Consider the following 11,563-nt stretch of genomic DNA (forward strand, 5'->3'; position numbering starts at 1 on the left):
GTACGGAACTTGCACGGCTCGGCAAGTTTGCAGTGGTGTGCACTTTTGTGACGCTCACCACGCTCGCGCGGTGTTTCGAACCGTCAGGGAGTGAGCCAGCGCTTCACACGGGCGGTGATGAACGGCAGCAGGACGTACACCATGAGGGGTGTACTCACGAGGGTGACGAGCAGGGTCCGGAGTACAAGACCCAGCGAGAGGTACTCGGAGACAAGGGTGTTGAGCAGAAGAGACAGGGGGAAGAACGCCGACCAGATGACGATGGCCTGCTTCCACCGAGGCGGCGGAGCGCCCACGACGCGGACCGCGTCGGTGAGCGTCGACTGTGGCTCGAACCACCCTTCGACCCCGGTGAGGCGATGCGTCACATGGTCGTCCGCCACACCCACACCACGCGCGACCCAGGCACGCCGGAAGGGCGACGAGAGCCACTCCTGCAGATGAGCGTCCGAATCGAATCGGTAGAGCACGTAGTACTCGTACGGATCGGTCGAGGAGCGCAGCCACCCGCCGCCCAGGAACCCGTCGAACGTGCGCAGCACACTGATTCCGGCATCGGTCCAGGCCACGAAGTCCTGCTCACGGCCGGGCGTGATGCGCCGCGCCACCGAGGTCGTGACCGCGGTACTCGTGGACGTGGACCGGTCGTCCCGGGGTTCAGTCATGTCAGGCGATCGAGAGGAGTCAGTTCTTCTCGGAGAACAGCTGGGTGTAGACGGGCGGCGCCGCGTTGACGACGTCCCTGGCAGCGGACGTCGCGGGAGCCTCGACGGGCTCCGCGTCGGCGGTGACGGGTGCGAGAAAGATCAGTTCGGGTTCCATGGAAACCCCTTCATCAGTAGTTCGGTGGTGAGGAGAACGAGTCGTCCGTCACGAGGGGGAGAACGAGGCGCCGGTGAGAACCGCGGCGTGCTCGTGATCCGAACACTACGCCACGGCGCCGACGGGGCGCGGTACGGCCACGCCCGGCCACGTCGACCGTCGTCTGTGGATGCACTGAGAGAAGACGACCGACACTCTCGGACTGTCGACGCCGTGCCCTGCCTGTGTCACACTTGTGACAGAGGCGTGACCTGAGCACTTCCCGCCCTCTCCGCGGTTCTCACCACTGCATCGACTGCCAGAACGACCGACAGCCACCGTGGCCAGACCGTCCACAGAACAGAGGCACCAGTGTCCGTCACCGCCGAACGCCCCAGAGATCGATTCGTCAGTTCGTACACCGAGCTGTCCGTCGCCGTGCGCGCCTCGGGGCTGATGTCCCGCCGCCGCGGTTTCTACTGGTCCCGCATCATCGGCACCGTGGCGGCCTTCGTCGCCGTCTGGGTCGGTGCGTTCCTCCTGGGCGATTCGTGGTGGCAGCTCGCGCTCGCCGTCGCCCTCGCCGTCGTGAGCACGCAGTTCGGCTTCCTCGGTCACGACGGCGCCCACCGCCAGATGTTCGACTCGGCGAAGTGGAACGAGTGGACGGCCCGCATCCTGTCCGGCACCTTCGCAGGACTCTCGCTGCACTGGTGGCAGGGCAAGCACAGCAAGCACCACAACGCGCCGAACCAGATCGGCAAGGATCCCGACATCGGGAACGGGCCCATCGCCTTCGTCCCCGAGTACGTCGCGCAGCGCACCGGCTTCTACGGCGCGTTCACCCGCCGCCAGGGCTGGCTCTTCTTCCCGCTGCTCACCCTCGAAGGCGCCGCACTCCACGTCGCCAGCGTGCGCACGCTGATCGGCTCCAAGGAGATCAAGCACCGCAAGCTGGAGCTGTCGCTCATCGCGCTGCGGCTCACCATCGGGTTCGCACTGCCGTTCCTCGCGATGCCGGCGGGGCTCGCGGTCGGCTTCATCCTCGTGCACTTCGCCGTCTTCGGCGTTCTGCTGGGCGGCTCGTTCGCGCCCAACCACAAGGGGATGCCGCTGGTTCCGGCCAACGCGAAGATCGACTTCCTCCGCCGCCAGGTCCTCATGTCACGCAACGTCGACGGCGGCTCCGTCACCGACTTCATGATGGGCGGCCTCAACTACCAGATCGAGCATCACCTGTTCCCCAGCATGCCGCGGCCGAACCTCAAGAAGGTGCGGCCCATGGTGCGCGAGCACTGCGCCAAGCACGGGGTGACCTACACCGAGACGTCGCTCGTGAAGTCCTACGGCATCGTCGTCCGCTACCTCAACCAGGTGGGACTGTCGAAGCGCAACCCCTTCGACTGCCCGCTGGTACGCGAGTACCGCGCCTGAACTCGGTGTGACCGCGGTCACGTAGACTGCGGCGGGTGATCGCCGATCTCTGGAACAGTCTGCCGACCGCGCTCCGCGACCCGGTCGCCCTCGCGGTGCCGGCATTCCTCGTTCTGCTCGCGCTCGAGTGGACCGCAGCGATCGTCCTCGAGAGCCACGGCGACGAGACCCAGGACGAACCCGGCCGACCGGCCCGTGGAAGCTACCTCCGCGCCGACGCCCGGGCCAGCATCGCGATGGGGCTGGTGTCCATAGCCACCACCACCGCATGGAAAACCCTGGCGCTGCTGGGCTATTCGCTGATCTTCGCGTATGTCGCACCGTGGCAGCTGCCCTCGGACCAGTGGTACACGTGGGTGATCCTGCTGCTCGGCGTCGACGTCCTCTTCTACTGGTATCACCGCATCGCGCACCGCACGCGCATCGTGTGGGCCACGCATCAGGCGCACCACTCGAGCGAGTACTTCAATTTCAGCACCGCACTACGGCAGAAGTGGAACAACAGCGGCGAGATCCTGATGTGGTTGCCGCTGCCTCTGCTCGGCGTCCCGCCCTGGATGGTGTTCACCGGGTTCGCGATCAACCTGGTCTACCAGTTCTGGGTGCACACCGAGCGCATCGACCGGATGCCGCGCTGGTTCGAGTTCGTCTTCAACACGCCGTCGCACCACCGGGTGCATCACGGCCGCGACAAGGAGTACCTGGACAAGAACTACGCCGGCATCCTCATCGTGTGGGACCGCCTGTTCGGGACCTACGCCGACGAGACGTTCCGACCGCACTACGGGCTGACGACTCCGGTGCAGACGTTCGACATCCTGAAACTCCAGACACACGAGTACGCCGCCATCGCACGGGACGTGCGGACGGCGGCGACTCTTCGACAGAAACTCGGTTACATCGTCGGACCGCCCTGACACGACGACCGGCCTCCGGCCTACCCGGATGGACTCCCGCGGACGCTACGGCTCAGGCCTTCCCGAGCGTCACCAGGAAATCGACGGACCCGGTCGGATCCACGGTCACGAAGCCCAGCGACGGCGGCTCGATGCCGTAGTCGGTCCACGTCGCGGGAATGTTGCCCGAGGCGACGATGGTCTCGCCCGACCGGAGCACCTGCGTCTCGACGCTCACGTCGCGCGTCTGGCCCTTGAGGGTCAGCGTGCCGTCGAGGGTGACGGTCGCCGTGGTGCCGTCGGTGGGCACGGTGGACAGGTCCACCGGCGACGTCACCGTGAACGTGGCGGTGGGGTTGTTCGCGACATCGAAGATGTTGCCGCGGAACTGGTTGTCGCGCCGATCGCTGTCGGTGGTGATGGTCTCGGTGCGCACCACGATCTCACCGGCAGTGAGCTGCTGGTTCGCGATCGTGGCGCTTCCCGAGACGTCCGGCGTGGTGCCGACGACCGTGACGTCGGTGCCGTTGAGCACCTCGGCGACGGTGTACCCGGCCGACGTCGGGTTCGCTGCGTCGCCGGGCGTGACGGTCCACTCACCGTCCAGATCGCCCGTCGCCGCCTCGGCACCGGAGGTGGACACCGACGCCGCCGGATCGCTGCTCTCGATCGACGAGTAGATGCGCGGTCCGACGACGAGCGCCACGATCGCCAGGACGACGACCACGGCTCCGGTGATCCACCATTTCTTCTTCATGGGACGAACTTTAGTTGTCGCTTCAACGTGCGGCCACCGCTGCGGCCTGGGAATCCCCTGTGAAAGCGTCCGTCACCACGTCGAGTGAACGACGTCCCGGAGGTAGCGGTCGTAGATGCTCTGCACGCCGGCATCGAACTCGGCGCCGAGAAGCGCGACGCGCCCCGCCTCGGCGTTGGCACGAGCCTGGTCCACGTTGCGGGCGCCCGGGATGACCGTCGAGATCTGCGGGTGCTGCCACAACCATGCGATGGCGGCAGCGGCGGGCGTCGTACCCTCCGGAGCCGCGTCCGCGACCAGGGCGGAGAAGTCACGAGCCGCCGCAAGGCCCGTGTCGAACGGAACGCCCGAGAACGTTTCGCCGACGTCGAAGGCCTCACCGTTGCGGTTGAAGTTGCGGTGATCGTTCTCGGGGAACGTCGTCGACTCGTCGTACTTCCCCGAGAGCAGGCCCGAGGCAAGCGGCACCCGCGCGATGATGCCGACTCCGGCATCGGCGGCGACGGACAGCACCTCGTCGACGGGCTTGAGCCGGAAGGCGTTGACGATGATCTGCACGGTGGCCACGTTCGGTCGGCGGATCGCCTCGAGCGCCTCCGCGACCGTCTCCACGCTGACGCCGTAGTGCGCGATCGCCTGCTCCTCGACGAGGGTGTCGAGGGCATCGAACACCTGGTCGTCGCCGTACACGGCAGAGGGCGGGCAGTGCAGCTGCACCAGTTCCAGGGTGTCGACACCGAGGTTGCCGCGCGACCGGTCCACCCACGTGCGGAAGTTCGCGAGCGTGTAGTTCTCCGGCACCTGGTCGACGCGTCGACCCATCTTGGTCGCCACGGTGACGGTGTCCCGCAGGCCGCGATCGGCCAGGAATCCGCCGATCACCCGCTCACTGCGCCCGTCGCCGTACACGTCGGCCGTGTCGAAGAAGGTGATGCCGCTGTCCACGGCGGCGTCGAGCACCGCCACGGCGTCCTGCTCGGACACGTCGCCCCAGTCGGCTCCCAACTGCCAGGTGCCGAGTCCGACGCACGACACCTGCCGTCCGGTGCGTCCCAGGGTGCGGTTCTCCATCGCGTTCATGTTTCTCATCTCGTCGGTGTACCCGAAGTTGGTGAACGACAAAGCCCCCCAGCTGCCGAGGCAGGTGGGGGGCTTATGGCGGTGGCGGAGGGATTTGAACCCTCGGACGGGGGTTACCCGTCACACGCTTTCGAGGCGTGCTCCTTAGGCCGCTCGGACACGCCACCGGCGGATACGTTACCGGATGGGTGGCGCGGATCCGAAATCGCGACGTCAGGAGTCACAACGCGGGTGGCTCAGTGGCCGGTGAGCTTGTCCTTGATGTTGGACGCTGCATCCTTGACCTTCTCCGCGCCGTCCTTGAACGCGGCGGAAGTCTGATCGCCCTGGCCTTCGGCCTTCAGGTCCTGGTCGCCGGTGGCATCGCCCGCAGCTTCCTTGCCCTTGCCCTTGAGGTCTTCTGCCTTGTTGCCGATCTTGTCGTCGAGACCCATGTGGTGCTCCTTCGAAGCGGAAGAACATGTCATCCACCCCTCCGTTTCGGCGGGGCGGGCGACGCAACGTCGCGCCTGGTGTTCTACCGGGCAGTAATACCCCGTCGACGGATCGCGTCAAACGTCGTTCGCGGTTCGAAAGAAGTCCCGAACCAGACCGGCCGCGTCGCTCTCGAGGACGCCGCCGACCACCTCCGGTCGATGCGTCAGACGCCGATCCCGCACCACGTCCCACAGCGAGCCGACGGCGCCCGTCTTCGGTTCCCAGGCCCCGAACAGCAGTCCGTCGACTCGCGAGAGCACCGCCGCGCCCGCACACATCGTGCAGGGCTCCAGCGTGACGACGAGAGTGCATCCGGTGAGTCGCCAGCCGTCCCCGTGCCGTTCGGCGGCGGCGCGGAGCGCGAGCACCTCCGCGTGGGCGGTCGGGTCCCCGCGGCGTTCGCGTTCGTTGACCGCGGACGCGATCTCGTCACCGTCGGCGTTCACGACGACGGCACCCACGGGAACGTCGCCCGCCGGCGTGGTGCGGGCGACCTCCAGAGCGCGACGCATCCAGACGTCACGCAGGTGGAGAGGCACCACGGTCAGCGGGGCAGCTTGTCGAGCACCGCGGCGAACTCCGCGGCGAATCCCAGTCGCGCGGCGATCATGCCGAGCTGCTCGTCGGGGTAGAGGTCGGACTCGGCCAGGATGACGCCGAGGACCGGCTCGGGAAGACCCATGTCGCTCAGCAGATCCAGATCGCCCTCGTCCCACGGCTCGACGTCGTCGAGCTCGTCCGGATCCAGATCGGGCACATCGACGTTCAGTCGGTCCAGGACGTCGGCCGCGATGTCGTAGTCGATCGCCGCGGTGGCGTCCGACAGCAGGACCCGCGTGCCCGACGGTGCCGGACGCAGCACGACGAAGAACTCGTCGTCGACATCGAGGAGCCCGAACACCGCACCGGCACTGCGGAGTTCACGAAGCTCGGTCTCGGCGGCACTGAGACTCGTCAGGGCGTCCGCGGACAACGGCCGGCACGTCCACGTGCCCTCCTCGCGGACGACCGCGATGGCGAACCCCTCGAGATCGTCGTAGTCGTCGGAGCGGTTGTCACCTCGACCCTGGGACGAGGTACTGCCTCCGCGCTGTGCAGCCATGCGCGCAACCGTAGTCCCACACCGTCGCCCCGGCGTGCAGACCTCCCTGTTCAGGGGAAACAGCGGGAGATTTCGGTGTCGTGCACCCGGCGGACGGTGCCGATGTGGAAATCTTCCCCCGGTGAACACACCCGACCGTCCCGTCTGCGTCCTGGGCCTCGGCCTCATCGGCGGCTCGTTACTGCGCGCCGTGGTCGACTCGGGTCGCCCGGCATGGGGTTGGAACCGATCGACCGGTGCCGTGGACGCCGCTCGCGCCGACGGGTACGACGTCACGGCGGACATCGCCTCCGCCCTCCAGCGTGCCGCCGAGGAGGACGCTCTCGTCGTCGTCGCGGTGCCCATGCCGGCGGTCGACACCGTCCTGGAATCGGTGGCCGCGCACGCGCCGCACTGCGTGCTCACGGACGTCGTCAGTGTGAAGGCGGAGATGGCGGCCGCGGTCGCACGTGCCGGACTCGGCGCTCGGTTCGTCGGCGGACATCCCATGGCCGGCACATCCGCCTCGGGGTGGCTCGCGGCCGACGTCGATCTCTTCCGCAACGCGGTCTGGGTCGTCACCGTGGACGACGACACCGATCCCGACGCCTGGCTCGCGGTCGCCGATCTCGCACTGTCCTCCGGATCCGTCGTCGTCCCGGCCCGAGCCGACGACCACGATCGCGCCGTCGCCCGCGTGTCCCATCTCCCGCATCTGCTGGCGGAAGCACTCGCCACGGTGGGCGCGCAGGGCGGGGAGCTCACGTTGCGGCTGGCAGCCGGCTCGTTCCGCGACGGCACCCGTGTGGCAGGAACAGCTCCAGCCCTGGTCAGCGCGATGTGTGATGCCAACGCGCCCGCCCTGGTCGACGCGCTCGACGAGGCGCTCGCCGCGTTGCACAGCGCCAGGGACGCTCTCGTCGCCGACGCCTCGACCGAGACACTGGTGTCCGCGGGCCATGCGGCGCGGTCGCGCTACGACGAGCAGTTGCAGTGGTGGGAGATCACCGACGTCGTCGTCGGCTCGCCGTCCTGGCAGGGCGACCTCGTCGACGCCGGTCGCCGCGGCGGTGTGGTGCAGCGGCTGCCCCGGCGGGCGTGACGGTCCGACCCGTCAGATGCGCTCGGCGAGTCCCCGGTAGTCGGCGACGAACCCGTCCGAGTCGACGCTCACGGCCGACGTCCCGACGGGCGAGACCACCTCGAACTCGTGCGGCCCGCGGCTGTAGGACAGTGTCTCCGCGCGGGCGGTGAGGACCGGCAGACCGACGTACACGACGGGCACCTGATGATCGGCCGGGTTCGTCTGCAGGCCGAGACGACGGATGGCGAGCGTGTTGAAGAAGGGGCTCCACACGAGCTCGACGTCGAGTGCACCGCCGAACGAGCTGCGGGTCGGTGACCCGTCGTCGACGAGCCAATAGCCCTCGGAGTCGCGACTGATGGAGACCTGCTTCTCCCCCGACGCGACGGCCGCGCGCACGGACAACCGCTTGGTCACTCCCGATTCGTCCGTGACCAGGTCGTACGACGCGGAGAACGCCGGGTGTTCGTCGCACTCGCCGCCGATGATCCGGCCGGCGGCCTTGATCCGCTTGCCGTTGAGCTGGACGCGCACCGACTCCATACGCGGGGCGCTGTGCGCGCGCCACGTCAGGATGGCCGGCCACGACGAGCCCGTCACGTCGGCGGACGACAGGGAATCGGCGGTGGGTGTGGTCACGCGTTCACGGTAGATCACACGAGCACGACAAGTACCGGAGCCGGGCGAATTGCCTGTGAATCCCCGTCCCCGTCAGCGACCGAGTGCCCCGTTCTCGCGAGATGAAACGGTCACGAGCAGGGTTTTCATCGACGGTGGGCGTGAGTCGGCGCACCACGCCCCCGTCTGCGGGCGCTGCTCACAGCGGTGTCGCCCTCTCGGTCGGACGCCGTGTCGGTGTTCTCGAGTAGCCTCACTCGAGATCGACGTCGGTGTCCGGAGCCGCCGTCGCACACGACGGTGAGCGGGGGTACGCGTGTCCAGCCAGGGTGCCATGGTCGGCCTGTTCGCCGGCATCGGCGGTCTGGAGCTGGGCCTGGCGCGCAGCGGATGGTCCACCACTCAGCTCTGCGAGATCGACGCCGGCGCGGGGGCGGTGCTGCGCTCGCGCTTCCCCGACGTGCCGCTGCACACCGACGTCGCGACGCTGCGGGCGCTCCCCGCCGGAACAGAGCTGGTCGCAGCCGGTTTCCCGTGCCAGGACCTCTCGCAGGCCGGTCGCACGGCGGGCATCACGGGCGCGCGATCGGGTCTGGTCGACGAGGTCTTCCGACTCGTCGCACGCAAGCGTGGTCCCCGGTGGCTGCTGATCGAGAACGTGCCCTTCATGTTGCAGCTCGGCCGCGGCGCGGCGATGCGGCACATCACGCACGCGCTCGAGGATCTCGGTTACATGTGGGCGTATCGCGTCGTCGACGCTCGCTCGTTCGGCCTGCCCCAGCGGCGTCAGCGCGTCGTCATGCTCGCCTCACGTACGGACGACCCGCGTGAGGTGCTCTTCGGACCCGACGCGGGCATCCCCGAGGCCGGCGACGCCGACGTCCTCCCGTGCGGCTTCTACTGGACCGAGGGGGTGCGCGGCCTGGGCTGGGCGATCAACGCGGTGCCCACGCTCAAGGGCGGATCGACTCTCGGCATCGCCAGTCCCCCGGCCGTCCGGCTCCCGTCCGGCGAGCTGGTCACCCCGGGCATCTCGGACGCCGAGCGGCTGCAGGGTTTCGACGCCGGGTGGACCGCCCCCGCCGTCGAGTCCCCGGGTGTCCGGGCAGGGCATCGGTGGAAGCTGGTCGGCAATGCCGTGAGCGTGCGCATGGCGACCTGGGTCGGTGAGCAGCTGGCCACCCGCACTCCCTACGACGAGGGGTCCGACACCGAGCTCGTACCCGGCCAGAGCTGGCCGTCGGCCGCGTGGGGCCGTGACCGTCGCGCGTTCCGGGTACCCGCGAGCACCTGGCCGGTCCAGCACCCCTACGAGGATCTGAGCGGATTCCTGGAGGAGTCGAAGTTGTTGTCCGCCAGGGCCACTGCCGGGTTCCTCAAGCGCGCACGCTCGGGTCGGCTGCGCTTCGCCCCCGGCTTCCTCGACACGGTCGAGTCGCACCTGCACCGGATGACCGACGATCCCGTCGTCCCCGAACCCGTTCGCGTGGCCTGATGTTCCCGTTGACGTTCGCACTCGACTTCGCCGGCGACCGTCCCGCGCCCGATGCCGACCGCGGGGAGAAGAAGAACTACGCGCAGCGCCTGTCCAACAACCTCGCGCAGGTGGTCGCCGATGCGTTGAGGCCTCGGTATCCGTCCATCACGCCCGACGCGCACGGCCTGGGCCAGGAAGCGCAGGTGGACGTCGCGAAGGGACGCAAGCGGCTCGACGTCAAGGCACTCGATCCGACGCTCGGCCTCATCCTCTGCGTGTCCGTGAAGACCTACAGCTTCCAGGACTACAGCCCCACGTCCGGTCGGCTCGGCCGCTGGACCAAGAACATCGTGCGCAACGACCACGAACTGCGGGGTGAGGCGATGGTGCTGCACCAGCGCCAGCCGTACAGCGTGCTCGTCGCCGTGATGTTCGAGCCCTGGTCGACGTGCGAGGACGGCGATCCCGCGAAGAGCAGCGACATCGGCAAGAGTTCGTTCGCGCACCACGTCACGACGCTGTCCAAGCGGTCGGGCCGCGGCAAGCGCCCCGTCGTCGGCATGCCGGGCCGAGCGTGGGTCGACCTCGGGGCCGAGGACACGCGCTACGACCTGTTCGAGAAGGTGTTCATCGGTCTCTACGAGCCGGACGGTCCGTACCGGGGTGAGGTGCGCTTCTTCGACGTCGACGACGCGCCGCCGCGCAACGGCCGTCCGTCGGACCGCACCACACTCTCGTTCGAGGAGTTCGTCGAGGTGGTGCACTCGGAAGTGGAGCGGCGCAACAGGTTCGCCCCCAGCTGGTCCGAGATCGACGACGACGAATGACGCCCGACGCTCGGGCAACGCCGCCGACGGACGCCGCGACCAGTGCCCGGTTCAAGAAACAGAAGCGGCGTGACACCAAGCCCGAGGTGGCCCTGCGGAAGGAACTGCACCGAGCGGGACTGCGGTACTTCGTCGACAAGGCCCCACTGAAGGGCATGCGACGACGGGCCGACGTGGTGTTCCCGCGTCGCCGAGTCGCGGTGTACGTCGACGGATGCTTCTGGCACAGCTGCCCGGAGCACGCCACCCACCCGCGCAACAACGCCCAGTGGTGGGCGGACAAGTTGGCTGCCAACGTCGCTCGGGACCGCGACACGGATCGTCGACTGGACGAGGCCGGCTGGACCGTCGTGCGCATCTGGGAGCACGAGGATCCAGCCGTGGCAGCGGAGCGGGTCACCGAGGCAGTGCGCCCCGGCGACTGACGTCAGCGCTCGTGGCGTCCCGGAGTGTCGTGCGGGCCGACGACAGGCGCATCGGCGTGTCCGAGACCGGTGGTGCGGTCCGTGACGTTCCGGTCCGTGACGTTCCGGTCTGCGGGATTCTGGTTCTGCTGTGCCGCGTTCGCGTCCTGTCGACGCGGGGTGCCGTCGTCGTGGACGGTCGGGTCCAGCTTGTTCGCCCGCTCCCACTCACGGTCCAGTTCGTCACGCCCGGTGGCGGCAGTGCCCTGGTGCTCCTGCGCGCGCTGCTGCGCGATGCGGGCCTCCGCTGCCGCGGCGTCCGCCTCGGCCTGCGCACGACGGGCGTCGGCCTCGGACTTCTGCGCGAGCGCCTCCGACCGCTCCACCTCCGCGCTGCGCTCGGCGGCCCGCTCCCGGATCTCACCGGCCTGCTCGACGCGCTTCTGCTTCGCCTTCTTCGACAGTGCGACGCCGACGGCGACGAGCAGCAACACCACCACGACCGCGATGACGATCCAGACAGCTGTGTTCATGACGGCTCCCGATGTTCGAGTGCGCGCACGGTTGCGCGCGGGACGGGGTACCCCTGGCGCCCGATTTCCACACGGGCCGCCTACCCTCGACCGC

General features: G+C 68.6%; 15 protein-coding genes and 1 tRNA gene. 6 read left to right on the forward strand and 10 right to left on the reverse strand.

What is annotated here, in order from left to right:
• Nucleotides 1–83: 83 nt before the first annotated feature.
• Both OHB23_RS03575 and OHB23_RS03580 read right to left on the reverse strand, forming a co-directional pair.
• The gene (locus OHB23_RS03575) at nt 84–665 is read right to left on the reverse strand and encodes an antibiotic biosynthesis monooxygenase (RefSeq protein WP_027506614.1); all 582 of its coding nucleotides are present in this window, start codon (nt 663–665) and stop codon (nt 84–86) included.
• Between the two features lie 19 nt (nt 666–684).
• Nucleotides 685–822: a hypothetical protein gene (locus OHB23_RS03580; protein ID WP_155957101.1), complete on the reverse strand. Its 138-nt coding sequence runs from the start codon at nt 820–822 to the stop codon at nt 685–687.
• A 351-nt stretch (nt 823–1,173) separates the two neighbouring features.
• On the opposite strand from OHB23_RS03580, the gene OHB23_RS03585 reads away from it, so the two are divergent.
• Both OHB23_RS03585 and OHB23_RS03590 read left to right on the forward strand, forming a co-directional pair.
• Nucleotides 1,174–2,235, forward strand: coding sequence for a fatty acid desaturase family protein (locus OHB23_RS03585; protein WP_442973015.1), 1,062 nt, complete (start codon nt 1,174–1,176; stop codon nt 2,233–2,235).
• A 35-nt stretch (nt 2,236–2,270) separates the two neighbouring features.
• Nucleotides 2,271–3,152, forward strand: coding sequence for a sterol desaturase family protein (locus tag OHB23_RS03590; protein ID WP_328810895.1), 882 nt, complete (start codon nt 2,271–2,273; stop codon nt 3,150–3,152).
• 52 nt (nt 3,153–3,204) lie between these two features.
• On the opposite strand, the gene OHB23_RS03595 is transcribed toward OHB23_RS03590, so the two are convergent.
• The 6 genes from OHB23_RS03595 to OHB23_RS03620 form a co-directional block, all read right to left on the reverse strand.
• Entirely contained in the window at nt 3,205–3,888 is a 684-nt protein-coding gene (locus OHB23_RS03595) for a YceI family protein (RefSeq protein ID WP_222641258.1), read from the reverse strand.
• A gap of 72 nt (nt 3,889–3,960) precedes the next feature.
• A complete protein-coding gene (locus OHB23_RS03600; protein ID WP_261770341.1) occupies nt 3,961–4,977 on the reverse strand; it encodes an aldo/keto reductase in 1,017 nt (338 codons plus the stop codon).
• Between the two features lie 67 nt (nt 4,978–5,044).
• Nucleotides 5,045–5,135: transfer RNA gene (locus OHB23_RS03605), tRNA-Ser, on the reverse strand.
• Nucleotides 5,136–5,204: 69 nt separating this feature from the next.
• Nucleotides 5,205–5,402 carry a CsbD family protein gene (locus tag OHB23_RS03610; RefSeq protein WP_222633433.1) on the reverse strand — a complete coding sequence of 66 codons (198 nt, stop codon included), beginning with the start codon at nt 5,400–5,402 and terminating at the stop codon, nt 5,205–5,207.
• A gap of 117 nt (nt 5,403–5,519) precedes the next feature.
• Complete coding sequence (locus tag OHB23_RS03615) at nt 5,520–5,957, reverse strand: nucleoside deaminase (protein ID WP_027506609.1); 438 nt, start codon at nt 5,955–5,957, stop codon at nt 5,520–5,522.
• A gap of 32 nt (nt 5,958–5,989) precedes the next feature.
• On the reverse strand, nt 5,990–6,547 hold the full coding sequence (locus tag OHB23_RS03620; RefSeq protein WP_027506608.1) for a tRNA adenosine deaminase-associated protein: 558 nt from the start codon (nt 6,545–6,547) through the stop codon (nt 5,990–5,992).
• 121 nt (nt 6,548–6,668) lie between these two features.
• Here OHB23_RS03620 and OHB23_RS03625 point away from each other — a divergent pair, with 121 nt between their 5' ends.
• Nucleotides 6,669–7,628, forward strand: a complete 960-nt coding sequence (locus tag OHB23_RS03625; protein WP_328810896.1) for a prephenate dehydrogenase — start codon at nt 6,669–6,671, stop codon at nt 7,626–7,628.
• 12 nt (nt 7,629–7,640) lie between these two features.
• Here OHB23_RS03625 and OHB23_RS03630 read toward each other — a convergent pair whose 3' ends face one another.
• Nucleotides 7,641–8,249, reverse strand: coding sequence for a putative glycolipid-binding domain-containing protein (locus tag OHB23_RS03630; protein WP_269320107.1), 609 nt, complete (start codon nt 8,247–8,249; stop codon nt 7,641–7,643).
• A 313-nt stretch (nt 8,250–8,562) separates the two neighbouring features.
• Here OHB23_RS03630 and OHB23_RS03635 point away from each other — a divergent pair, with 313 nt between their 5' ends.
• The 3 genes from OHB23_RS03635 to OHB23_RS03645 are packed head-to-tail and all read left to right on the forward strand — an operon-like array spanning nt 8,563 to nt 10,957.
• On the forward strand, nt 8,563–9,723 hold the full coding sequence (locus tag OHB23_RS03635) for a DNA cytosine methyltransferase (RefSeq protein ID WP_222633431.1): 1,161 nt from the start codon (nt 8,563–8,565) through the stop codon (nt 9,721–9,723).
• Nucleotides 9,723–10,532, forward strand: a complete 810-nt coding sequence (locus tag OHB23_RS03640; RefSeq protein ID WP_056443224.1) for a hypothetical protein — start codon at nt 9,723–9,725, stop codon at nt 10,530–10,532. The genes OHB23_RS03635 and OHB23_RS03640 overlap by 1 nt, the downstream gene beginning before the upstream one ends.
• A complete protein-coding gene (locus OHB23_RS03645; protein ID WP_027506605.1) occupies nt 10,529–10,957 on the forward strand; it encodes a very short patch repair endonuclease in 429 nt (142 codons plus the stop codon). Before OHB23_RS03640 ends, OHB23_RS03645 begins: the two co-directional genes overlap by 4 nt.
• 2 nt (nt 10,958–10,959) lie before the next feature.
• On the opposite strand, the gene OHB23_RS03650 is transcribed toward OHB23_RS03645, so the two are convergent.
• Nucleotides 10,960–11,469, reverse strand: a complete 510-nt coding sequence (locus OHB23_RS03650) for a hypothetical protein (RefSeq protein ID WP_051613553.1) — start codon at nt 11,467–11,469, stop codon at nt 10,960–10,962.
• Between the last annotated feature and the right edge of the window lie 94 nt (nt 11,470–11,563).

It is taken from the genome of Rhodococcus sp. NBC_00294, from assembly GCF_036163995.1.
Taxonomy (GTDB): domain Bacteria; phylum Actinomycetota; class Actinomycetes; order Mycobacteriales; family Mycobacteriaceae; genus Rhodococcoides.

What these genes read in the sequence shown, in the direction of transcription:
- OHB23_RS03575 (WP_027506614.1), bottom strand. Translation starts at nt 665, where the DNA reads ATGACTGAACCCCGGGACGACCGGTCCACGTCCACGAGTACCGCGGTC.
- OHB23_RS03580 (WP_155957101.1), bottom strand. Translation starts at nt 822, where the DNA reads ATGGAACCCGAACTGATCTTTCTCGCACCCGTCACCGCCGACGCGGAG.
- OHB23_RS03595 (WP_222641258.1), bottom strand. Translation starts at nt 3,888, where the DNA reads ATGAAGAAGAAATGGTGGATCACCGGAGCCGTGGTCGTCGTCCTGGCG.
- OHB23_RS03600 (WP_261770341.1), bottom strand. Translation starts at nt 4,977, where the DNA reads ATGAGAAACATGAACGCGATGGAGAACCGCACCCTGGGACGCACCGGA.
- OHB23_RS03610 (WP_222633433.1), bottom strand. Translation starts at nt 5,402, where the DNA reads ATGGGTCTCGACGACAAGATCGGCAACAAGGCAGAAGACCTCAAGGGC.
- OHB23_RS03615 (WP_027506609.1), bottom strand. Translation starts at nt 5,957, where the DNA reads ATGCGTCGCGCTCTGGAGGTCGCCCGCACCACGCCGGCGGGCGACGTT.
- OHB23_RS03620 (WP_027506608.1), bottom strand. Translation starts at nt 6,547, where the DNA reads ATGGCTGCACAGCGCGGAGGCAGTACCTCGTCCCAGGGTCGAGGTGAC.
- OHB23_RS03635 (WP_222633431.1), top strand. Translation starts at nt 8,563, where the DNA reads ATGGTCGGCCTGTTCGCCGGCATCGGCGGTCTGGAGCTGGGCCTGGCG.
- OHB23_RS03640 (WP_056443224.1), top strand. Translation starts at nt 9,723, where the DNA reads ATGTTCCCGTTGACGTTCGCACTCGACTTCGCCGGCGACCGTCCCGCG.
- OHB23_RS03645 (WP_027506605.1), top strand. Translation starts at nt 10,529, where the DNA reads ATGACGCCCGACGCTCGGGCAACGCCGCCGACGGACGCCGCGACCAGT.
- OHB23_RS03650 (WP_051613553.1), bottom strand. Translation starts at nt 11,469, where the DNA reads ATGAACACAGCTGTCTGGATCGTCATCGCGGTCGTGGTGGTGTTGCTG.